This is a genomic window from Parapedobacter sp. SGR-10 (genome assembly GCF_011030405.1).
GTDB lineage: Bacteria > Bacteroidota > Bacteroidia > Sphingobacteriales > Sphingobacteriaceae > Sphingobacterium.
On record NZ_JAAJTJ010000031.1, the window covers coordinates 12890 to 35721 of the forward strand.

Here is a 22832-nt window from a genome sequence, read left to right on the forward strand (position 1 = left end):
CTTTCCAAACAAAAATAAGAATATTTTTTATAGTGAGGCCCTGTTTTGGACGATAAGGAAAGGCCAGAACATGCATTGTCACAATTTAATACAGTTTTTAACGCAATGAGCAAAGGAATAACAAGTAGAGCAGAGGATTATTCACAGTGGTACAATGATTTGGTTATAAAAGCCGATCTGGCTGAATATTCGGCCGTTAGGGGCTGTATGGTTATCAAACCCTATGGCTATGCCATTTGGGAAAGGATGCAGGCTATTCTGGACAAAAGGTTCAAGGAGACGGGGCATAGCAACGCGTATTTCCCCTTATTTATACCCAAGTCTTTTTTCTCCAAGGAGGCCTCGCATGTGGAGGGGTTTGCGACGGAATGCGCGGTCGTGACGCACTATCGCTTGAAAAATGATGGTCATGGACAGATAGTGGTGGACGAAGAAGCCAAACTGGAGGAGGAGTTGATCGTAAGGCCCACTTCGGAGACGATCATCTGGAATACCTACAAAGGGTGGATCGAATCGTATCGGGATCTGCCTATATTGGTCAATCAGTGGGCCAATGTAGTGCGGTGGGAAATGCGTACCAGACTGTTTTTGCGCACGGCTGAATTTTTGTGGCAGGAAGGACATACGGCGCATGCGACTGCGGAGGAAGCTATTGCCGAAACGGAGCAGATGCTGGAGGTCTATGCTGATTTTGCGGAGAATACATTGGCTGTTCCGGTGGTGCGTGGTCGCAAGACGGAGAACGAACGTTTTGCAGGGGCATTGGAAACCTACTGTATCGAAGCATTGATGCAGGATGGAAAGGCTTTGCAGGCCGGGACTTCACACTTTTTGGGTCAAAATTTTGCTAAGGCATTCGATGTTAAATTCACCTCCAAAGAAGGTAAGCAAGAATATGTGTGGGCCTCATCTTGGGGGGTATCTACCCGGCTGATGGGAGCCTTGATCATGGCCCATTCGGATGATCAGGGGTTGGTACTCCCGCCGAAACTGGCACCTATACAGGTGGTCATCGTACCGATATATCGGACAGAAGAGGAGAAGGCTAATGTGGATGGTTTTGTGGACAAGCTACAGGCTGAACTGAAAGGCAAAGGTATTTCCATCAAGTATGACGACCGGGATACACAACGGCCCGGATTTAAGTTTGCGGAGTGGGAACTGAAAGGTGTGCCGGTACGGGTCGCTGTGGGTGCCCGTGATATGCAGAATGGCACGGTAGAACTGGCCAGACGCGATACACAGCGTAAGGAGACAGTGGCACAAGAAGGTTTGGCCGGTAGAATCGAAGGTTTGCTGGAAGAGATTCAGCAGAATATCTATCAAAAGGCTTTGGGCTTCCGAAGTGCGCATACGACAGAAGTGCACTCCTATGAGGAATTTAAGGATGTGCTGGAAAATAAAGGTGGGTTTGTCTCCTGTCACTGGGATGGTACAGTCGAGACAGAAAAACGTGTAAAAGAGGAAACCAAGGCGACGATTCGCTGTATCCCATTGGATTCGGTCGAAGAGGAGGGAACGTGTATCTTTACCGGAAAACCCTCGAAAAGAAAAGTATTGTTTGCGAAGGCTTATTAGAGGAGTGGAAAGTTGAAAATGGAGAGTGGATAATGGACAATAAAAGTAACTTTCAACTTTCAATTTTTTAAATGTCAGACTTCAACCTCAAAGAATTTTTAGATAGTAAGGTCGAGCTGTACAACCAACCCGGATTTATAGCGAACGACCCAATCTGTATTCCGCATGCATTCGAACGTCGGCAGGATATAGAGATCATGGGATTCTTTGCCGCCATCTTGGCCTGGGGCCAACGCAAGACCATTATCAACAAGTGCAGGGAGCTGATCGATCGGATGGATGGGGCGCCCTTTGACTTTGTTAAAAACCATCAGGACGAAGATCTGAAAGCATTATTGGGCTTTAAACACCGAACATTCAATGATACGGATCTACTCTATTTTATCTCTTTTTTTAAGTATCATTATGTACATTTTGACTCTCTGGAAGAAGCTTTTTTGATAGAGCAGGAGCATGTGACGGATGTAGATATAGAAAAGTCCCTCAATACATTCAAATCTTACTTTTTTTCGCTTTCCGACTATCCTCTACGTACACGGAAGCATATTAGCTCTCCTCTGCAAAAGTCTACCTGTAAACGTTTGAATATGTTTCTCAGATGGATGGTACGCAGCGATGACAAGGGTGTGGATTTTGGTATTTGGAAGAAAATAAGCCCTGCACAGTTGATCTGTCCCTGTGATGTACACGTAGAACGTGTTGCCCGTAAGTTCCGCTTGATTACCTTGGACAAGGTTCATTGGAAAACAGCTGTGGAGCTGACACAAAACCTACGTTTATTGGATCCCCAAGATCCTGTCAAGTACGACTTTGCCTTATTTGGCCTCGGTGTGGAGCGAGAGGAGTAAATGATGTAGGGGCAAATAATTATTTGCCCCTACACCGTACAAGAAAAACCAAGTTTTCACGTTTTTCAGTAAATACCTCGCTATACATGAGAATATTTTGTATCTTGAACACAACTAAACATTATCGATACTATCGTGTTTGATGTCAGGCTAAAAATAGGCTTAATTAATGCGCTATTCATTGTTTTTATGGGCAGTTCCGTGTTTGCCCAGAATACGGTAGTCGGATTGGTGCAGGATACCTTGGGTAATCCATTATCGACCGTAAGTGTCAGGCTGACAACAAATCAAGATACTTTTTCTCAGGTCACGGATATGCATGGCCGATATACCTTCAAAGACGTGGAAGGTAGTGTCATGTATCTCACGTTCAATATGTTGGGGTATAGAGTCGGCTATCAATCTGTGCTCGCTATCAAGGAAAATACGACAATCGACGTACCTACTGTGTTGATGAAACCTCTCTCTTTTCTTATCAAGGATGTGCACGTTGTCAAGGTATTGCCCATACTGATGAAACAGGATACGATACAGTTCAATTTCGATGCGTATAAATTTCGTCCAAATTCTTTGTTGGAAGAAGCGATCAAGAACTTGCCCGGCTTTAATGTATCCAGAGATGGGGCAGTCTACTACAATGGGAAGCAGATTCGTCGGGCACAGGTGGACAACAAGGATTTTTTCGGTGGAAACCTGTTGACAGCGACGAAGAACTTGCCGACGGGATTTATCCAAAACCTACAGGTGATAGATTATTATGACAAGGCTAACCCAACTATGGGTGGAGAGCCCGAGAAGATTATCAACATTACGCTCAAACCGGATAGAAAGCAAATTTATTTTGGACAGGTCACTGTCGGTGGTGGGACCAATGAAAGGTATTTAGGTAGTTTTGGCGTCAATAAATTTGACGATGGACGTGAGATTTCGGTCATTGGATCCATCAACAACACGAATACGAATATGGTGTATCTGGGGGGGATGGCCGACAGCCCTCGCAAGCGCAGCCTGCTGGATATAGGTGACTATGCAGATCCGGTGGATGGATTGAACAAGGTAAGCTCCCTGGGGCTCAATATTTCGGATCGATTGGGCAAGAGTTTTGCGGTCAACACGTCCTACAACTTTACGCAGCGGAGGAATGTGACGGATGGTTTTTCACGGTTGACTTCTTCCTATATTGGCAATACCATATCGCGAAAGGAAGAATATATCATGGAGACCGATGATCATAATCACGGTCTCAAATTTAACCTCCAAGGTAAATTTGCTAATCAGGATGAGCTGCGGGTAACGGGAAACCTGAGCTTCAGCAGTCAGACGGTGTACAATAACAAGGATACGGAGATCACCAATGCCCAAGTGAGAAATAAGGGGCAATTTCAGGATACTTCGAAGTTTACCAGTCCTAATGGGGATGTAGGTGTATTCTATTCGAAATTTTTCAAGCAAAAAGGACGAAAGTTGGTGGGTAATCTCTCTCTGCGTTCAAACAATGTAAACCGAAACGAGAATGTAAACGAAAGCTATTCAGAAATCGCAATCGTGTCGGGCAACGTGGAACGGAACACCTATCTGCAAGATCAGTTGATCCATCAAAGAAATGTGACGAATTCTGCCAGTGCATCTTTGGCCTATACAGAGCCTTTTATGGATTTTGGACGTTTTGAGTTTAGCTATTTGTACGATATTACGGGAATAGATGCGGTGCGTTCGGTGTATGATAGACTGGATGCGGACAATCCTTCTTATATCGATTCGCTGGCGGTGGATTACGGATACTATTACAAGTTCCATCGATTTGGATTGAACTATCTTCATGAGATCAAAGATGTGCTACGGTTTAATGTGGGCTTTGCCGTGGAGCCTTTGAGGTTGGAAGGTAATTTGTCGTTGGAAAATATGAAGTATGACTATGACAATATCAATCTCGTACCTACGGCCAGTTTTTGGTATAGAATTTCGAAGGATTTGGATTGGCAAATTGATTATAGAGGCAAAAACAATCAGCCTAATTTCAACCAGATTGCCCCCGTCGTAGACAACAGTAATTCTCGCAATATCATCATTGGAAATCCCGAATTGAAGGCTGAGTTTTCGCACCGCTTTTCGACACGGATTCGTAAATCCATTCCGTCGAGGGCACAATATTTGGAAACCAATTTTTCCTATAGTAAGATTATGGATAAGATCGTGAGTGACAAAAGCTCCTTGCCCAATTCGACCATACAGCAGACGACTTTCAGGAATGCCAGGGGATATTACGATATGAGGTGGTTTTATGTGTTCAATACGCCTTTTGTCGTGGACGATCTACAATTGGATCTGATGGGGAATACGGATTATTTTAATCATCCTTCCTATATCGACAATCGCAAAAGGATAACCCAACAATTGATGCTTAATCAGTCTTTGCAACTTAAATATTTGTTGAACGATTATTTTGAAACGGGCTTTGTCGCCAATTATAACCTGAACAATGCCCGTTATGATATCCCTTTTCGGACGAATATCAGCGTTCATACGATGCAGTGGGGTATGAATACCAAAACGTATCTGTCGGACCATGTGTCGGTCGGTGTGGAAATGTCCCAACGTTACAATGAGGGATACACCAACAGTTTTATGAACATCAACCAGACGGTCATCAATAGTTTCGTGGAGCTGACCTTTTTACGCAACAAATTGGGCTTATTGCGCATTCAGGGCTTTGACTTGTTGGATCAGAACAAAAATATGGGGATTTATTCCGAATATATAGGCAATGATGTGTACGAGGCTCGAAACAACAGGCTTGGGCGCTATTTTATGCTGTCGTTGAATTTACGTATCCAAAAATATCCGAAGAAACCATGAAAGCTGTCGTCATAACTGAATTTGGAGGGCCGGAAGTCCTACAGGTTGTTGAGGTATCTGTGCCGGAGATAGGGGCAACACAGGTGTTGGTCAAAGTTGGAGCAGCGGGTGTCAATAGACCTGATGTTTTTCAGCGCAAAGGCAATTATCCGGCTCCACAGGGTGTGCCTGCGGATATACCGGGGTTGGAAATTGCGGGCTATGTGGTCGAAATAGGGAGTGCGGTGTCTTCTTTTCGGGTTGGTGATCGTGTAATGGCCTTGGTCGGTGGCGGAGGATATGCAGAATATGTTGTCGCAGAAGAGGGATGTTGCTTGCCGATTCCGGCAAATGTTTCATTTGAACACGCAGCTTCTCTGCCCGAAAATGTTTACACAGTATGGCATAACGTGTTCGAAAGAGGGCGATTGTGTGCCGGGGAAAAGTTCTTGGTGCACGGAGGTTCCGGTGGCATCGGGTACACAGCCATACAGTTGGCAAAATTGTTTGGTGCCGAAGTTTTCACGACGGTGGGCTCACGGCGAAAAGTTGATTTTGTCCGGTCATTAGGAGTAGATCATGTCGTGCAGTATAGGGAGGCAGATTTTGCCGAGGTGTGGAAGCAGGAAGGAATCGATGTCATTCTGGATAGTATTGGAGGTGCTTATTTTGATAAAAATATCTGCTTGCTCAATGAAGAAGGGAGATTGGTTTATATCAATGCAGTGGATGGCGGACAGGTGTCGCTCAATCTTTTCAAAGTCATGCAGAAACGTCTTGTATTGACCGGTAGTACCCTGCGGGCTAGAGACATGGTTTTTAAAGGACGTTTGACGCAGGCGATTGAAAAACATGTACTCCCTTTGATCGCAAATGGACGATTTGTGACGAGTGTAGATCGTGTTTTTCCGTATGAACAGGCTTCGGAAGCACACAGGTATATGGAAGCTGGGCAGCATGTGGGAAAGATCGTGTTAAGTTTTGGCGTTAGGCTTTAGGCTATGTTATAGGGTCTAAAGCATACAGCCTATGGCTTAAGGCATACTTTACCCGGAAACCGTTCGGCGTATTGCAGTACAAGGCTGTTCATATAATAGTTGCTGATACATCGGTCTTTTGCAGAGACGAGATCGGTTGGATCAATAGCTTGATGCATGACGTCTACAAATCCAAAGGCGTAGAGTGTATTGTCCTTGTAGTACACATAGGATTTTTCTTCCAGATGACGTCCTTGGTCGATCAGTAGAAAGGTCTGCTGTTGTGCAAAAAGATGGTCTATAGCTGCCTGTACGCGGTTATTGTATATATCTACCGGAGGGAGGTTGTCGTAACTAAATCGGGGTTTGCCATCCGATTGGGGAGAATAGAAGGTGCAGAGCTTGCTTTCCAATTGGAAATCTTCCACGAGATTTAGCAGTAACTGGTTTCCGTCCGTTGCCCGTTCGAAATATTGAAGGGTTTCGGTATTCTTGTTGAATTTGGATATGAGCAGACGCTGATACCCCTTTTGATCTTCATAGCGGACAAGGCCAAATTTGGGCTCGTATTTTTTCAATGCGCTGTTGTATTTGGGCCAATGTGTTTTGATCATTTGACATTCCATCAATAAGGCCATCAACTCTGTGCCGCTTTCTTCGAAATCTATGGAACAGATTTCATTGAGAAAGGCTTGTCGCCTTTGCGAACCATTGTTGCCCGAAAAATGGCTCAACACTCTTTTTTTGATGTTGATGGCTTTGCCGACATAGATGATCTTCCCGCTCCTGTTTCGAAAGATATAAATGCCTGCCGTATCGGGTAACCTTAAAAAATCTTCCTCATCGATATGTGTGGGCAATCGGTGTTCTTTGGTCTTTTGTAAGGTGGATGTGATGATATCTTCCCTGTCTCGTTGTATCAATGTTTCGAACAGTTGTACTGTCGCCTCTACATCGCCCATGGCCCTGTGCCTGTCACGGATGGCAATGCCGAGATTGTGGCACAATTTCCCCAAACTGTAAGACGCCAGATTGGGTATGATCTTACGGGCAAGCCGCACAGTACAGAGTTTGGGGGCTTTCCAACTATAACCTGCCGATTGCAATTCTTGTACAATGAAGGAATAATCAAAGTTGACATTGTGGGCAACAAATATCCTTCCATGTAACAGATTGTGTATCTTGGGAGCAATGTCCGGAAAAACAGGTGCATGCTCGACCATTTCGTCGCTGATCCCGGTCAATGCCTGTATATGGAAAGGAATCGGCATAGCGGGTTTTATCAAGGATTGGAACTTGTCGATGATATGCTTGCCGTTGTGGATGATGATGGCTATCTCCGTTATGTTGTTTGCCCCGGCGTAGGAACCCGTCGTCTCTATATCCACAATCGCATATTCCATCCCCAAAAATACGAAATAATATTACAAACAATCCCCAATCCTTTTAGAGAAAATGTTTTCCTTACTGACGTACTTGTCGTATAGGTAAAATCCAAGATTTGCCAATAGCAAAGCAATGAATCCCGCGACACCGGTCACACCATTTATCAGATCATTGCCGCCGACGAGATACAAGATACTAATACCGGCAATGGCGTTGTTCGTACCGTGGAATATGGCGGCAGTGATGACCGACTTCGATTTGATGACTACATAGGTCATCATTGGACTCAGCAGAATGCATAAAACAATCATCATACCAACCCCTGCGATGGGATGCTGCGGATAGTTGTGCCCGATGAGGATTAAGGGGAAATGCCACAGCCCCCAGATAATCCCCGTAATCAGAGAAACTGTTCCTGTTTTTTGGTGTTGCAGTTCCCGTAACAGATAGCCACGCCATCCGAGTTCTTCGCCAAAGGCAAATAGAGCGTTGATGGTATATCCTGCAATGATGGCACTGCCCAATTGTATCAGCAGAAAAATGAGAGGAGGGAATTTTGAAAGTTGTTGTTTGGCCAGCTCGGCCTGCTCCGGAGGCAAACTGGACAATAGGCCATCATAGCTCGGTGAGAACGATACACCGGGAAACAAGAGGCTTATGCCCAGAGCCATAAAGCTATAGAGGATAGGGACAATTCCAGCGACCAAAAACCACTTGTTGCCACGAACAGAGATATGTAGGTTGCTGAAGGGTTTCTCTTTGTGGATGACTTGCAGGATAATGGCGCAAGCAGCAGGCAACAGCATATAAGTAGATGCAAAAACCGTATAAACTAACCCTTTGGCTTGATGCAATCCTAGCAAGATGGCTATTCCGGCTATTGCCCAACTAAGTGCACAGGTCAGGATGATGAATTGGACGGATTTTTTCATAGACGTGGCTTGCGATTATGGAACACCATAAAGATACGAAAAGATCTGCATCTGTACATCAAGATCGTTGGCAAATGTTGTACAACAAAGAACACGAGGTGCTCATCGAAGATAATCCGTTTTTATGTCATGTCGACGATAGGAGACTTGCCTACCGCAGGCAGGTATCGATTTGCCGGAAAGACAGATTCCTTTCCGATATTCGGGACAGGCTCTACCGTCGGAATGGCAATGATGTTTCAACAATAAGCTTTTTGCCTTAGCAGATGATCGGCGATGACCAATGCGGCCATAGCTTCGACAATAATGACGGCACGGGGCACGACACAAGGATCGTGACGGCCTTTGCCGGATATTGTGGTTTCTTCGCCTGCCTGGTTTAAGGTTTGTTGGTCACGCATGATCGTCGCAACGGGTTTGAATGCTACTTTAAAAGTGATGTCCATACCGTTGGAGATACCACCTTGTATACCTCCTGAGAAGTTGGTGTGTGTAATGACTTTGCCATCGTCGGCCGAGAAAATATCGTTGTGCTGCGAACCTTGTAGCTTGGACCCTTCGAATCCCGATCCGTATTCGAATCCATGTACAGCATTGATGCTGAGCATAGCTTTTCCAAGATCTGCGTGGAGCCTGTCAAAGACCGGTTCGCCCAATCCGGCAGGTACGTGACGGATAATCGCTGATATGCGACCGCCTACAGTATCCCCGGCCTTGCGGATATCGTTGATAAATTCTTCCATTTCATGTGCTGTAGCCGGATCGGCACAGCGTACAATATTGGCCTCACGGGTTTCCAATAGAGTCTTGAGATCGCTGCTGTCCACATTGGGTGCTTCGATAGAACCCACACCGGATACATGTGCAAAGATCTCGATGCCTTGTTGTTTTAAAAATAGTTTTGCAATGGCTCCTGCAGCTACACGTGCCGCGGTTTCACGTGCCGAAGAACGACCTCCACCACGGTAATCACGGATGCCATACTTCATCTGATAGGTGTAGTCGGCATGTGAAGGACGATACTTGTCGGCTATATGCGAATAGTCTTTTGAGCGTTGATCTTCGTTGGGAATAAGAATAGCAATAGGTGTTCCGGTGGATTTGCCTTCGAATATACCCGAAAGGATCTGTGCGGTGTCACTTTCTTTGCGCTGTGTCGTGATCTTGGACTGTCCGGGACGTCTTTTGTCCAATTCGGATTGGATAAAATCCATGTCCAATTCGATATTGGGAGGACAACCGTCGATGATCACACCGATGGCTGTTCCGTGCGATTCGCCGAAAGTCGTGATCTTAAAAAGGTTGCCAAATGAATTTCCTGCCATTGTGTTAGTATTGAGATATATGTGGTAGGGGCAAATGATTATTTGCCCTTACTGAATTATGGAAAACCCCTGTTGCTTCAAATGATCCCAATACATAGGATACGATTTTTCGACAACCTGTGGTTCTTCGATGTGGATTGCCGGGAATACCAATGCCAATGGGGCAAAAGCCATAGCCATGCGATGATCTTCGTAAGTGGCTATGGAGAGTTGTTCAGGCTCTTTGAAATTTGCCGTTCGCAAATGGTAGGTTTCGCCGTCCACCACCAATTCTACGCCGAATTTAGCAATTTCATTTTGCAATGCTGCTATGCGGTCAGTTTCTTTGATTTTTAAGGTTTCCAATCCGGTAAAGGATACGTCCTTTTTCAAAGCGGCTGCTACCACCACGACGGTCTGTGCCAGATCGGGACATTCTTTAAAATCAAACAGTTTTTTGTCCGAGATGAAGGTTGTCTTGCGGAGCTGGATACCGGTTTCGGTAAATTCCGTAGAGACACCAAAATGTGCCATGATCTCTGCAATGGCCATATCTCCTTGCAGGCTGTTTTGCTTCAATCCACGAAGGAAGATCTCGCCTTGTTCGGACAGAGCCACCATGGCGTACCAGTATGAAGCAGCACTCCAATCGGGTTCGATATAAAGAGTGGTTTCCTTGGCCTGCTGTGAGGCAATATGGATTTTGTTGTCTGTCCATTCGTGTGTGATACCGGCTTCTTCGAGCATGTTCAAAGTCATGGTCACGTAGGGACGGGAGGTCAACTCGCCTTCGATCTCCAGCGTCAATCCTTTTTTCAAGGCGGATGCCACCAGTAGAAGGGAAGAAATGTACTGGCTACTGATATTGCCCTGTATCTTGACGGTGTCCTTGCTTTGGAACAGTTTGCCCTCGATATGGAGAGGAGGGAAGCCTGTTTTTTTCTGATAATGGATGTCAGCCCCGATCTCTTTAAGGGCATCCACCAAAATACCGATAGGCCGTTGCTGCATACGCTCCGTTCCGGTCAGTATAAAATCGCCCTGCACCAGATTGAGGTAGGAGGTCATGAAGCGCATGGCTGTTCCGGCAGGACCGATGTTGATGATTTGTTGTCCATGACCACTTTCGTTAGCCTTTGCCAAGGCATTGGTCAGTAGGAGGGTATCGTCTGCCTCGGATATGTTTTCGATACGAACCCGTCCCCCGCTCAAGGCTTGTATAATAAGAGCACGGTTGCTCTCAGACTTGGAGCCTGTAAGCTGTACCGTGCCACTTACCTGTTTAGTTGAATGTATTAGTTTAATGCTTGTACTCATTATGCGTTAGCAACGGTTGGGGCATTCATGATTTCGTTTTGCTTGCGGATGGATTCGTTGTGCAGCAATTCGAGGAATTTTACCGCAAAATCTTCGCTAAGGTTCAATGCTTTGGCCAATTGGGCACGCTTTTGTACGATCTCATCCCAACGGCTTACCTGTAGGATGGTCACGTCGTTGTCACGTTTGTATTCACCTATTTTCTCTGCTACCTTCATACGGTCGCCGATTTGCTTGATGATCTGATCGTCCAGCTTGTCAATCTGCTTACGCAATTCTGCCAATTTGTCTTCGAAAGCAGGATTGTTGGACTGCGCGTGACGCACGGCGACATGATCGAGCAAATCTGCCAATGCGGCCGGAGTAACCTGTTGTTTGGCATCTGTCCAGGCGACGGATGGATCGATGTGTGACTCGATGATCAATCCCTGCATATCCATGTCCAAAGCTTTTTGTGTGATGTACGGAATAAGTTCGCGGTTACCACAGATATGGCTTGGGTCATTGATGATCGGCAGGTCGGGACAGGCTGTTTTCAGTTGGATGGCCAGATCCCACATAGGTTCGTTGCGGAAAGCTGTCTTTTCGAACGAAGAGAAGCCTCTATGGATGGCACCGATTTTTTTGATACCTGCACGGTTGATGCGTTCCAGAGCACCGATCCATAAGGAAAGGTCAGGATTTACGGGGTTTTTGACCAATACAGGTACGTCTGACCCGGCTGCCTGTAGCGCGTCCGCGATCTCTTGTACGGTAAATGGGTTTGCCGTAGAGCGAGCACCTACCCATAGTACGTCTACGCCTGCTGCCAGAGCTTCTTCGACGTGCTTTGCTGTAGCTACTTCTGTCGCTGTCAATAGCCCTGTCTCTTCTTTGGCACGTTTCAGCCATTCCAAACCGATGCTTCCGATACCTTCGAATTCTCCCGGACGGGTACGCGGTTTCCATATACCGGCACGTAGTACGTTGACTTTGCCTGTATTGGCCAATAGGTGTGCTGTAGATACCAATTGTTCTTCGGTCTCGGCACTACAAGGACCTGCTATGATCAATGGTTTGTCTCCTGTATCTATCCAAGAGCTCAAAGGAAGGATGTCTAATGTATGTTTCATGTCTTAATGATTTACGATTTTTGATTTACGAATTACGATTTTTGATTTGAAAATGTCCTGAATCTTTAATCCTTGTTCTTTGTTCCGATTTATTATACTTTTTCATTTTTAATATACTCGCCCATGATGCTGAAATTGGCGGTATGCTTCAATACCTTCCGGATAGCGGCATCGTAGTCGGATTGTTTTTTCCATTCTACGTCTACATAGAAGTCGTATTCGTTGCGACGGCCGACTACCGGCATAGACTGTATCTTGCTGAGATTGACATTCTGTTCGGCAAAGCATTGCAGTACATTGGCCAAGGCTCCCACGGCATTGCCGGTCTGAAACGACAGAGAGGCTTTGTTGGCATTTTTCTGCTCGACGACCTGGTTGGAGAGAATAAGGAAGCGGGTCGCGTTTTTCTTGTGTGTCTCGATACGTCTTTCCAGGATTTCCAGGCCATAGGTCTTAGCTGCATGCTCGCTGGCAATGGCTGCGGTCGTTGTCAGTTTTTCATCTTTGATCTTTTTGGCGCATCCTGCTGTATCCATGCCTTCCTTGACTTCCCAATCGGGATGCTCGCTTAGGAATTCGTCGCATTGACGGATAGCGATCGGATGGGATTCTACGATCTTGATGTCACTCAGTTTTACACCGGGCAGCGCCAAAAGGTTCTGTTGGATGATCAGGTGTACTTCGCCGATGATGTGAAATCTGTAGTCCCGCAGTAAGTTGTAGTTGGGCAATATACTACCTGCAATGGAGTTCTCGATGGCCATGACGACATAGTCCGCTTTGCCTTGTTTGAGCATTTCGCAGGTCTGTTTGAAGGAGCTACATTCAAGTGTTTCGATGTCGTCACCAAAATATTTGAGTGCGGCTTCTTCATGAAAGGAGGCTTTGACACCTTGTATTGCTATTTTTGTACTCATATTGTTTCTTGTCTTGTCACAAAAAAAGTCCCGGATTTATATCCGGGACTTTTTTGTTTATTCCTAATCTATAAACATATCAATCCCGGCTTTTATCCATAAAATAAAAGAAGCCAAAATAAAAATATGTTGTATATCTTGTCATATCTCGTATATAGTGATCCAAAGGTAGATGTAATATTTTATATGTGCAAATAATTTTAAAAAAAAATGTTTTTATTTATCGTTTTTTATCACTTTTATGATGAGAAATAATAGCGTTTTTTACACTATAAATTTGATTATTTTTTCGCTTGTCTTTTATATTTAATTTTTTTTTTAAAACTATTGTATATGAGTTATTTATATTTATTTAGTGTTTTTTATATATAAAATAATATATTTTTTATTCAATTTTTTAGTCAAAATTATGGAGTATTTTGTGCTTATTTTGTTGAAAATATTATAAGAAATATGTGTAAAATATTGTATAGATATTGTGATTTTAATTGGTGTTTTATAGTGCAAGGATAAAAAATATTTCACTCTTATGAGACTTCTAATTCCGAAACTGTAACTTAGAGCCGTAAATGATGGTGTCTAAAAAGCCGTCATCCGCCAGTAGTCGGACAAGTTGTTGAGTGCCTGTCTGCGATAGGCAGGAAGTCGAGACATCTCGTCATAGTAACGCATTTACTTTGACGAGATCCTTCACTGCGTTCGAGGATGACGATCTAAAATACAGGGCTTTTTAGACAGCTTTGTCTCCAAGAATATATTTATGCTATATCTATTATTGAGTATCTGTTGTAGTGTCATTGTTTCCGTTATTATCAAGGTAGGGCGTGCTAAGGGTATCAATACCCAGCAATTGGTGCTTTGGAATTACCCTATTACCGTACTGTTGTCCTGGGTATTGTTGCAGCCGGATTTTTCGTCTGTGCAGCTGGGCCAATTGCCTTTTCATTTTTACATCCCATTGGCTGTATTGTTACCTACGATGTTTATCTTTATTGCTTTGGCTATACAGTATAGCGGTATTGTCAAGACCGATATTGCCCAACGGCTTTCGTTGGTTATCCCGCTTGCAGCTTCGTTTCTTCTCTTTGGCGAAAGTTTGGCTGATAAAAGTCTGATAGGTGTATTGGTAGGGTTGATTGCTGTTGCCTTTTCCGTGAGTTGGCAATCCTCCTCTACTTCTTCGAACCACAAAGCTATATTTTATCCTTTGGTCGTGTTCTTGGGGATGGGAGGGATCGATATTCTGTTCAAACAGGTGACGCAGTACAGTAGAGAAGTATATTTTGTTTCCTTATTTATTGTATTTACCCTTGCCATGCTGGTTGCGTTTGGGATTTTGCTATATAAACTTTATTTTAAGCACGAACAATTGGACAGGCGAGCCATATTATGGGGACTCGGGATGGGATTTTTCAACTTTGCTAATATCTTTCTGTACATGAAGGCACATCGCTTGTTGAAAGACAACCCTTCGGTGGTCTTTACAACCATGGATGTGGGAGGGATTGTCTTAGGCGGAATTGTCGGAATGGTCTTTTTTAAGGAGAGACTGAGTTTGTTGAATAAGATCGGATTGGGATTGGCTATATTTTCGGTATTATTGATTTATTATCTGTGAGTTTATTTGAGGATACATATCTAACGATAGAAGCGTCTTCGGAAGGTATATTTCGGGACAGGGGAAGTAAGTTTATCGCCTATGCCTATCCTTTTAAGGAGGAGTCCGGGCTGAAAGACATTGTGGCAGAGCTCAAATCCCGGCATCCGAAGGCCAGGCATCATTGCTGGGCGTATAGACTGACCACGGATCGCTCGGTCTTTCGGATCAACGATGATGGCGAACCTTCGGGCACGGCAGGCCGACCTATACTGAATGTCTTGCTATCCAAAGACGTGACGAATATACTGGTCGTAGTCGTCCGTTATTTCGGGGGGACGTTGCTCGGTGTACCCGGCTTGATTCATGCCTACAAGATGGCAACGCAGGAAGCATTGGACAGTGCTGCTATTGTAGAGAAGACGGTAAATGATATATATCGCATAGATTTTGATTATTTGCAGATGAATGCAGTCATGCGTTTGGTGAAAGAAGAAAATTTACCTATCTTAAAGCAGCAATTTGACAACAACTGTTCGATGGATGTAGAGGTTCGAAAAATGCAGGTAAATCAGGTGCTTCAAAAGTTGGATAAACTAGAACAAATACGCTATACATACGTAATGACCTTATGATTGCAGATTCTGAATTGATTTTGAATACAGATGGCAGTATCTACCATCTCAACTTGAGGCCAGAGGATCTGGCACAAACCATCATCCTGGTTGGCGATCCCGAACGCTTGCAATGGGTGTCCCGCTATCTGGACAATGTGGTTGTCAAGAAAGGGAAAAAAGATTTTATCACCCACACCGGTCTATGGAAGGGGCAACGGATCTCCGTCATTTCCTCCGGAATCGGGACAGATAATATTGACATTGTACTCAATGAACTGGATGCATTGGTCAATATTGATTTTGAGACCAAATCCCTTAAAGACGATCTTACTTCTTTGGATATTATCCGTATAGGTACGTCGGGATCTATACAAGGCAATATTGCTGTGGGTACGGTACTGGCGAGCGAATATGCTATCGGCTTTGATGCCTTAATGCAATATTATATCAAGCCTTATACCGAACAGGAGACGGCTATCAAAGAAGTAGCCCAACAACATTTTCCGGCTTTGAATTTTCAGCCTTATGTGGGTAGGGCCAGTACGAAGCTGTTGTCCCAATTTGCATCGGATCTTCCTAAAGGGTTGACGATGACCGTCCCGGGGTTTTATGGCCCGCAAGGCCGACATATCCGGTCAAACAATGTATATCCAGACCTGATCGAAAAGGCCGTTGGGTTTTCTTTGGCGGAGAAGAGGATTACACATCTAGAAATGGAAACAGCAGGAATATACGCACTGGCCAATATGTTTGGCCACCATGCACTGTCCATCAATACGATCCTGGCTAGCCGTGTAAACGATCAACTCAGTGAAAATCCCAAACAGATGATCGACGATATGATCCGCTATGTATTGGAGAGGGTGTAACTTGATTGATACCTGTGTAATTTGGCAAACCTCATGAAAGTGTTTTATATTCGCTCATCCTAAAAGGCATATTGTAAAACTTAAAAACAAGACTACTATATTAATAATGAAAAAACGTAACAGATGGTTGTTGTTGGGTGCACTGATATCTGTGCTATTCGGCTTTTCTCCACAAACAACAGTCCCTGCGGATGTCGTGTACATCAACGGAAATATATTAACCGTAAATGCGAATAACGAAAGAGCAGAAGCTATGGCTATTCTGAAGGGGCGGATCTTGGCTGTGGGTACCAACCAAAGTATACGGAAGCATCAGGGCAAAAGGACAAAGATTGTAGACCTAAAAGGAAAAACCTTAATACCGGGATTTATTGATGGACATAGCCATTTTGGTACATTGACCCGATTCAATACAGTGGATATATCGCCACCTCCGGTAGGCCAGGTACTGGAGATCAGTGATATTGTACGTGTCATCAAGCAGTACAAAGATTCGCTCCATATACCGGCAGGCACATGGATTTTTGCCCGAGGATATGATACCGATCAATTAAAAGAAAAAAGGCATCCCGTCAAGGGTGACTTGGACGCTGCATTCCCGGACAATCCTGTGTGGCTGACTCATAATTCTGGTCATATCGCTGTGGTCAATTCATATGCATTGAAGCTTTCAGGCATCAACAAGGATACGCCTGATCCAAAAGGAGGTCAAGTCGTGCGGGATCCCAAGACGGGCGAAGCGACAGGACTATTGTTGGAAACAGCAAGAAACCTGGTAAAGACCAGGCGGAAAGCGTTGACATTGGAGGAGCGGTTGGATCTGCTTCAAAAACAGCAAGAATGGTACGCCAGTCATGGAATTACGACTGCGCAGAATGGAAGTACGAGCCTGGCTACGTTAAACCTGCTGAAAGAGGCTGCAAAACGTAAGCTGCTAGACATCGATGTAGAAGTATTGGCTGCCCGTAGTCTGATGTTCAGGCTGATCGATGAAGGAATGAAGTTTGGGAAGCTTGATAAGCGGTTGACATTGACAGGTGTGAAGGTATTTACCGATGGGTCTCCACAGGGTAAAACAGCTTTCTTTACCGAGCCGTATCTGACTGAAGTGCCAGGCTGTGATTCGGGCTGTATCGGTATGCCTACCATTACGCAAGGATTGCTTGATAAAAGTGTTTTGGAAGCTTTCAAAAACAATATACAGGTATATGCACACTGTAATGGGGATGCATCGATAGATATGTACATCGAGGCGGTAAAAAAGGCCAATAAGGCTCTTGGAAAAGGTAGTCAGGAGCGTAGGCCTGTTATCATACATTCACAATTTGTGCGGCCGGATCAGTTGGATGCCTGTGCAGAGCTTGGGTTGATCCCATCGTTTTTCACAAACCATGCCTACTTCTGGGGAGATGTACATACCGAGAATCTAGGTGTAAAAAGAGCTCATTTTCTGAGTCCGTTGAGAGCAGCAAAGGAGAAAGGTGTAATCTTTACCAACCATACAGATTTTGGGGTTACACCGATCAACCAGCTTTTCTTGCTATGGACATCTGTCGCCAGAGAGTCCCGTTCGGGTCAGATCATCGGTGCAGATCAGCGTGTCAGTCCTGAAGAGGGATTGCGGGCCATTACATGGAATGGTGCTTATCAGTATTCCGAGGAGAATGTCAAGGGCTCGTTGGAACCCGGCAAACTGGCCGATATGGTGGTGCTGTCCGGTGATCCTACAAAAGTTCCTGTCCATAAAATCAAGGATATTGTCGTGTTGGAAACCATTAAAGAGGGTAAGACAATATTTAAAAGAAATTGATGATATTTAAATAATGAGTTAATAAGGCGAAAGTCCTTTTCTGGCTGAATCGAACCTTAATAGCAGAAACAGGAGGATCGTAAAGCTCCATAAGGAGGATCCTCCGTAGCTGATAAAAGGCAATGGTATCCCGATGACAGGAACGAAGCCAATAGTCATGCCGATATTGATAAAGAAATGGAAGAAAAGGATGGAGGCTACACCGTAAGCATAGGTGCGTGCAAAAACAGTTTTTTGCCGTTCGGCAATATTCACGATACGGATCAGCAATGTCAGGTATAAAAGGATCAATACTGCCGTGCCGACAAAACCCCATTCTTCGCCTACCGTACAGATGATAAAGTCTGTGCTCTGCTCGGGGACGAAGTTGTATTTGGTCTGCGTGCCCTGTAGGTAGCCCTTGCCAAACAGTTGTCCCGAACCGATAGCGATCTTGGATTGGGTCAGTTGATAGCCCAGGTCACGTGGATCATCCAGTTTTCCGAGAACCACATCGATACGTCCGCGTTGATGCGGTTTGAGGATATTATTGAATATATAATCTACGGACAATATGTACACAGACGATGCCACAAAGAACAAGAGCAGGCTCATGATATATTTCTTCTTTTTGCCCAACAAAAAGAAAAGCAGCGTCGTGATCAGAGCCAGTATGAGAATGAGAATCCATTGATTGTACAATAGTGCCAGGACAAAGAATAAAATGGCTAGCCCTGCTATGATCAGGAGATTGGTTCCTACATACCCCTCACGATAGAAGACAAATACAAGCGAAAGGAATACAAGTGCGGAACCGGTGTCTTTTTGCAACAAGACAAGGCAAAATGGTAACAATACGATACAAGCACCTATCACCAATGTCTGGAGATTAGGCATTTTGTTCGACTGTGTGTTGAGGTAATAGGCCAATAGCAGGCATGTGCCTAGTTTTGCGAATTCGGAAGGTTGTAGTCGAAATGTTCCTAAAGGAATCCATGCCTGATTGCCCCCTACACTACGCCCTATGCCCAATACAGCGATCAATAGCAGGATGACCAAAATGTAAAAAAAAGGCGTCATCGAGATAAAAAATCGCTGATCGATGATCAGTATGCAGAACCCGAGCACGATGGCCGTGAAAATAAACAATGCTTGTTTGCCATCGTTTGCAGATAGATTAAACAATGCTGGATTTTCCGGATCATATACTGCTGCCCGGATATTGAACCATCCAATAAGGCATAGTATGAGCCAAAGACAGACTGTAAACCAATCCAGGTTGCCCAAAAAATTACTATGTCTCGTTCTAGTCATGGTGGCGTCTTATTTGGCTATGGTGTACAAGTAGATTGGACGTATGATCCGTGGACGAAGCCTGTCCGCGATCTTCGCTGTTCGAGGCTGTAGTGCTTACTTTTGCTTCCTGCGGCGTTGGTTTTGGAGCCGTTTTTGGCAGTAGGTTAGCGTTGTATATGCGATCCTGGATATATTTGGGCAGTGTAATAGTGTCTTTCAGATGTTGTTCGACCAGCATACTGGCAATGGGAGCGGCCCAGGTACCGCCATATCCCGCATTTTCGACAAATACGGCAATCGCTATCTTAGGATCATGACGAGGCGCGAAAGCAAAGAATACTGCGTGGTTTTCACCATGCGGGTTTTGTACCGTCCCGGTCTTTCCACACATTTCTATATCCTTTATCTTCGATCCGGCTGCCGTTCCGCTGGATACCGCCCTGCTCATACCTTCGATGACCGGTTCGTAATGCTTTTCATCTACACCTGCCCACATTTTTTCGGTGTATTCTTCTTTGATAATCTGCCGTTCGCCTATGCCTTTGATCAGGTGGGGGCGATAATAGAATCCTCTGTTGGCGACAATGGCCATGAGGTTGGCCATTTGCAACGGCGTGATCCCCAGTTCACCTTGTCCGATGGAAAGAGAAATATTAAAGCTGGAACCCCATTTTTCATTTCCGTAGCGTTTTGTGTAGAAGTCTGCGCTAGGGACCATTCCTCCCTTTTCTCCAGGCAGGTCGATGCCGAGCGTATGACCTAAACCAAACTTGCCCAAGCCTTCCCGCCAGAGCTCGTAAGCCTTGGGTGCCGGCATTCCTCTGGAATCGATCATACGGGCATATACATGACCATAATAGGTGTTGCAAGATCTTTGTATAGATTTGATCAGATCGGTAGGGCCATCGACATGGGTGCAACGCATGAACCCTCTGCCTCCACCATAGCGGTATCCCCCCGGACAATTGAAGATGGTTTGGGGGGTGATGATACCAGCCTGTTGGGCAGTCAGTGCGGATACGACCTTGAACACAGAGCCGGGGGGGTAGGAGGCCTGTATAGGACGGATAAAAAGAGGTTTTGTCGGATCGTGCAACAGTTTCATGTAGTTGTTGCCCCGTTCTCTGCCGACCATGAGATTGGGGTTGTAGCCAGGGCTACTGACAAATGTCAGAATCTCGCCCGTAGCAGGCTCGATGGCCACCACGGATCCCATCTTGTTTTTCATCAGCTTCTCGGCAAGGATCTGTAGATCCCTGTCCAGGGAGGAGACCAGACCGTCTCCCGAAACGGCCAATGTATCGTATTTGCCGTCCATAAAAGAACCTTTCGGCCTGCCCAAAACATCCACCATCAGATTTTTGACACCGCGCTGGCCACGTAGCAGTTCTTCATACGATCTTTCTACGCCACTAGCTCCGATGTAGTCTCCCGAACGATAGAACCCCTTGGAGCGCTCAATGTCTTTTTCATTGACTTCCTGAATATAACCGAGAAATTGGGCTGCGATACTATCGGGATAGCTGCGCACCGTACGGTTTAATGCATAGAACCCCTTGAATTTGTAGAGGTGCTCCTGGAGTTGCGCATAGGTTTCGCTAGAAACCATTTTTTCAAACGTAGAACTGCGGTAAGAGGAGTGGGCCTTTGCTTTTTGCATTCGGGTCTCAAAACCTTTGAGGTCGATATTCAACAATTGGCACAACAAGGCAGTATCCAGGTCTTTTACCTCCCGTGGTGTGACCATGATGTCATACACGGGTTCGTTTTGTACGAGAATTTTTCCATTACGATCCAGAATGACCCCACGGGCGGGGTAGATATTTATCTTTCGTAAGACATTGTTGTCTGCTGACAAACGATACGAGTCGTCTAGCACCTGTATATAAAACAGACGAACAAGGATTAGAATGGCTAATCCGATAAAAACACCGAGAATAACATATTTTCGTTCAAAAAAACTGTTGTTCATCCCTTTCGTTTAACTTGCCAGACGCGACTTCCGTCGATAGGTAACAATGCCAATAATAAAAATCAAGACAATAGTGAATACACTGCTCAAAACAATACTGGACAATGTATTTAAAAAATTCTTAAAAGAAAAAACTTCCACGAAAAATAACACGATATGGTGGGCCAATGTACTCAGCACCACATAGGTTCCAAACCATTTGAAGCCCATATTTCCCCAAGAGGGTGTATTCAACGATTCTTGTGCATCTATATCGAGCGTGATGCGATGGAAAAATATACGAAACCAGGCCAGGGCTACACATGCTGCGGCATGTACACCCACACTATCGTAAAAAGCGTCTACGGTAAGCCCGGTCAATAGTGCGATGACAAACAGCATGAAATTGGACAGGCCAATGGGTAGCAGCAATATAAATAAGATGTACGGAAAGGGAGTCGCCAGACTATAGTAGCCCATATTCTTGAACAGTCCTACCTGAATGAAGATAAGAATGAGAAAACGTATAATATTGGAAATCAAATTATTATTCATTGTCTTTGTTCAGTGCTTCTAATGAAACTTTTTCCTCTGCCAGTTTGTCTTTTACAATGTACACGTGATGCAACTTTGAAAAATCAGTAGTCAATAGTATTCTGATCTCCTTGAAACTTTCTCCCGAAATGACTTCCGGTTCAATGACATGTCCCACCTTTATTCCCTTGGGAAAGAGGGTAGAATACCCCGATGTGAAGATAGGTTGGCCTACATAAGCCTTGACATGATTGGGGATATCCCGAACCATAGCATATCTCGAATCGATGTTGTTGCCCCAGACCAATGAGCCGAAAGCGTCGCTCACACTATCCAGACTGACCGAGATCCGTATATCAGGATGTAGCAATGAACGTACCGTACTGAAATTTTTGGAAACATTTTCCACAATACCGACGATGCCATTGGATGTGATCACCCCCATATTGGCATGGACACCGTGGCTACTTCCTTTGTCCAATGTGATGTAATTGCTCTTTTGGTGGATACTGTTGTTGATCACAGTAGCCACTGTAAAGTCATACCTGTCTATTTCGATACTGTCGATCAATTGTATCTGACTGTTGGTATCGATGGCAAGAAAACCTTGTAGTTGCTTTCTCAGCAGGGCATTTTCCTCCAATAGCTTTTGGTTGTCATCGGCCAAGGCCAGATAAGCTTTCCAAGAGTTTATTTTTTTGAAATAGGAACCTACGACAGCATTGGATGAATTGAAGAAAGATGCGCGTTGGTAATTGTTATTGCGTACGACCAAAACGATAGAAAATACGAAAAACAAGATAAACAGAAAAAATGCGTTGTATCTGACCAGAAAGAGCCAAAGGTTTTTCATATGTATCTATTTTGCTTTTTAACGGCCATATGGAATACGCATGTGCGTGTTTGTATTTTCGGCAACATGTGTATTTCATATCAAAGAACCCAAATGTTGTCTGTTTCTAACAAATATGCG

The 22832-nt window shown here is 44.7% G+C and carries 18 protein-coding genes; 8 read left to right on the forward strand and 10 right to left on the reverse strand.

Annotation, left to right across the window (positions count from 1 at the left end; all coding sequences use genetic code 11):
- Nucleotides 1-105: 105 nt before the first annotated feature.
- From proS to G5B00_RS16075, 4 genes are all read left to right on the forward strand, one after another.
- Nucleotides 106-1578, forward strand: a complete 1473-nt coding sequence (gene proS / locus G5B00_RS16060; RefSeq protein WP_163877816.1) for a proline--tRNA ligase — start codon at nucleotides 106-108, stop codon at nucleotides 1576-1578.
- 71 nt (nucleotides 1579-1649) lie between these two features.
- Nucleotides 1650-2426, forward strand: coding sequence for a TIGR02757 family protein (locus tag G5B00_RS16065; RefSeq protein WP_163877819.1), 777 nt, complete (start codon nucleotides 1650-1652; stop codon nucleotides 2424-2426).
- A 189-nt stretch (nucleotides 2427-2615) separates the two neighbouring features.
- Nucleotides 2616-5282: a TonB-dependent receptor gene (locus G5B00_RS16070; RefSeq protein WP_163877851.1), complete on the forward strand. Its 2667-nt coding sequence runs from the start codon at nucleotides 2616-2618 to the stop codon at nucleotides 5280-5282.
- Entirely contained in the window at nucleotides 5279-6259 is a 981-nt protein-coding gene (locus G5B00_RS16075) for an NAD(P)H-quinone oxidoreductase (protein ID WP_163877854.1), read from the forward strand. The genes G5B00_RS16070 and G5B00_RS16075 overlap by 4 nt, the downstream gene beginning before the upstream one ends.
- A gap of 29 nt (nucleotides 6260-6288) precedes the next feature.
- Here G5B00_RS16075 and G5B00_RS16080 read toward each other — a convergent pair whose 3' ends face one another.
- The 6 genes from G5B00_RS16080 to G5B00_RS16105 all read right to left on the reverse strand — a co-directional run bounded on the left by G5B00_RS16080 (nucleotide 6289) and on the right by G5B00_RS16105 (nucleotide 13206).
- A complete protein-coding gene (locus G5B00_RS16080; protein ID WP_163877858.1) occupies nucleotides 6289-7641 on the reverse strand; it encodes an exonuclease domain-containing protein in 1353 nt (450 codons plus the stop codon).
- 21 nt (nucleotides 7642-7662) lie between these two features.
- Entirely contained in the window at nucleotides 7663-8556 is an 894-nt protein-coding gene (locus G5B00_RS16085; RefSeq protein WP_163877861.1) for a CPBP family intramembrane glutamic endopeptidase, read from the reverse strand.
- A 239-nt stretch (nucleotides 8557-8795) separates the two neighbouring features.
- Nucleotides 8796-9881, reverse strand: a complete 1086-nt coding sequence (gene aroC / locus G5B00_RS16090; RefSeq protein WP_163877864.1) for a chorismate synthase — start codon at nucleotides 9879-9881, stop codon at nucleotides 8796-8798.
- 48 nt (nucleotides 9882-9929) lie between these two features.
- Complete coding sequence (gene aroA, locus G5B00_RS16095; protein ID WP_205966450.1) at nucleotides 9930-11177, reverse strand: 3-phosphoshikimate 1-carboxyvinyltransferase; 1248 nt, start codon at nucleotides 11175-11177, stop codon at nucleotides 9930-9932.
- A complete protein-coding gene (locus G5B00_RS16100) occupies nucleotides 11177-12289 on the reverse strand; it encodes a chorismate mutase (RefSeq protein WP_163877867.1) in 1113 nt (370 codons plus the stop codon). The genes aroA and G5B00_RS16100 overlap by 1 nt, the downstream gene beginning before the upstream one ends.
- A gap of 92 nt (nucleotides 12290-12381) precedes the next feature.
- Nucleotides 12382-13206, reverse strand: a complete 825-nt coding sequence (locus G5B00_RS16105) for a prephenate dehydratase (RefSeq protein ID WP_163877870.1) — start codon at nucleotides 13204-13206, stop codon at nucleotides 12382-12384.
- Nucleotides 13207-13966: 760 nt separating this feature from the next.
- On the opposite strand from G5B00_RS16105, the gene G5B00_RS16110 reads away from it, so the two are divergent.
- The 4 genes from G5B00_RS16110 (at nucleotide 13967) to G5B00_RS16125 (ending at nucleotide 18099) form a co-directional block, all read left to right on the forward strand.
- On the forward strand, nucleotides 13967-14824 hold the full coding sequence (locus tag G5B00_RS16110) for an EamA/RhaT family transporter (protein ID WP_163877873.1): 858 nt from the start codon (nucleotides 13967-13969) through the stop codon (nucleotides 14822-14824).
- Complete coding sequence (locus tag G5B00_RS16115; protein ID WP_163877876.1) at nucleotides 14821-15438, forward strand: YigZ family protein; 618 nt, start codon at nucleotides 14821-14823, stop codon at nucleotides 15436-15438. Before G5B00_RS16110 ends, G5B00_RS16115 begins: the two co-directional genes overlap by 4 nt.
- Nucleotides 15435-16289: a nucleoside phosphorylase gene (locus G5B00_RS16120; protein ID WP_163877879.1), complete on the forward strand. Its 855-nt coding sequence runs from the start codon at nucleotides 15435-15437 to the stop codon at nucleotides 16287-16289. Before G5B00_RS16115 ends, G5B00_RS16120 begins: the two co-directional genes overlap by 4 nt.
- Nucleotides 16290-16395: 106 nt before the next feature.
- On the forward strand, nucleotides 16396-18099 hold the full coding sequence (locus tag G5B00_RS16125; RefSeq protein WP_163877882.1) for an amidohydrolase: 1704 nt from the start codon (nucleotides 16396-16398) through the stop codon (nucleotides 18097-18099).
- Nucleotides 18100-18117: 18 nt separating this feature from the next.
- On the opposite strand, the gene rodA is transcribed toward G5B00_RS16125, so the two are convergent.
- From rodA to mreC, 4 genes are read right to left on the reverse strand one after another with little or no spacing between them, the layout of a single operon-like run.
- The gene (gene rodA / locus G5B00_RS16130) at nucleotides 18118-19392 is read right to left on the reverse strand and encodes a rod shape-determining protein RodA (RefSeq protein WP_163877886.1); all 1275 of its coding nucleotides are present in this window, start codon (nucleotides 19390-19392) and stop codon (nucleotides 18118-18120) included.
- Nucleotides 19385-21346 (reverse strand): penicillin-binding protein 2, encoded by a 1962-nt coding sequence (mrdA, locus tag G5B00_RS16135; protein ID WP_163877889.1) that lies wholly within the window; start codon nucleotides 21344-21346, stop codon nucleotides 19385-19387. The genes rodA and mrdA overlap by 8 nt, the downstream gene beginning before the upstream one ends.
- Before the next feature lie 9 nt (nucleotides 21347-21355).
- Complete coding sequence (locus tag G5B00_RS16140; RefSeq protein WP_163877891.1) at nucleotides 21356-21880, reverse strand: rod shape-determining protein MreD; 525 nt, start codon at nucleotides 21878-21880, stop codon at nucleotides 21356-21358.
- The gene (mreC, locus tag G5B00_RS16145) at nucleotides 21873-22712 is read right to left on the reverse strand and encodes a rod shape-determining protein MreC (RefSeq protein WP_163877894.1); all 840 of its coding nucleotides are present in this window, start codon (nucleotides 22710-22712) and stop codon (nucleotides 21873-21875) included. Before mreC ends, G5B00_RS16140 begins: the two co-directional genes overlap by 8 nt.
- Nucleotides 22713-22832: the final 120 nt, after the last annotated feature.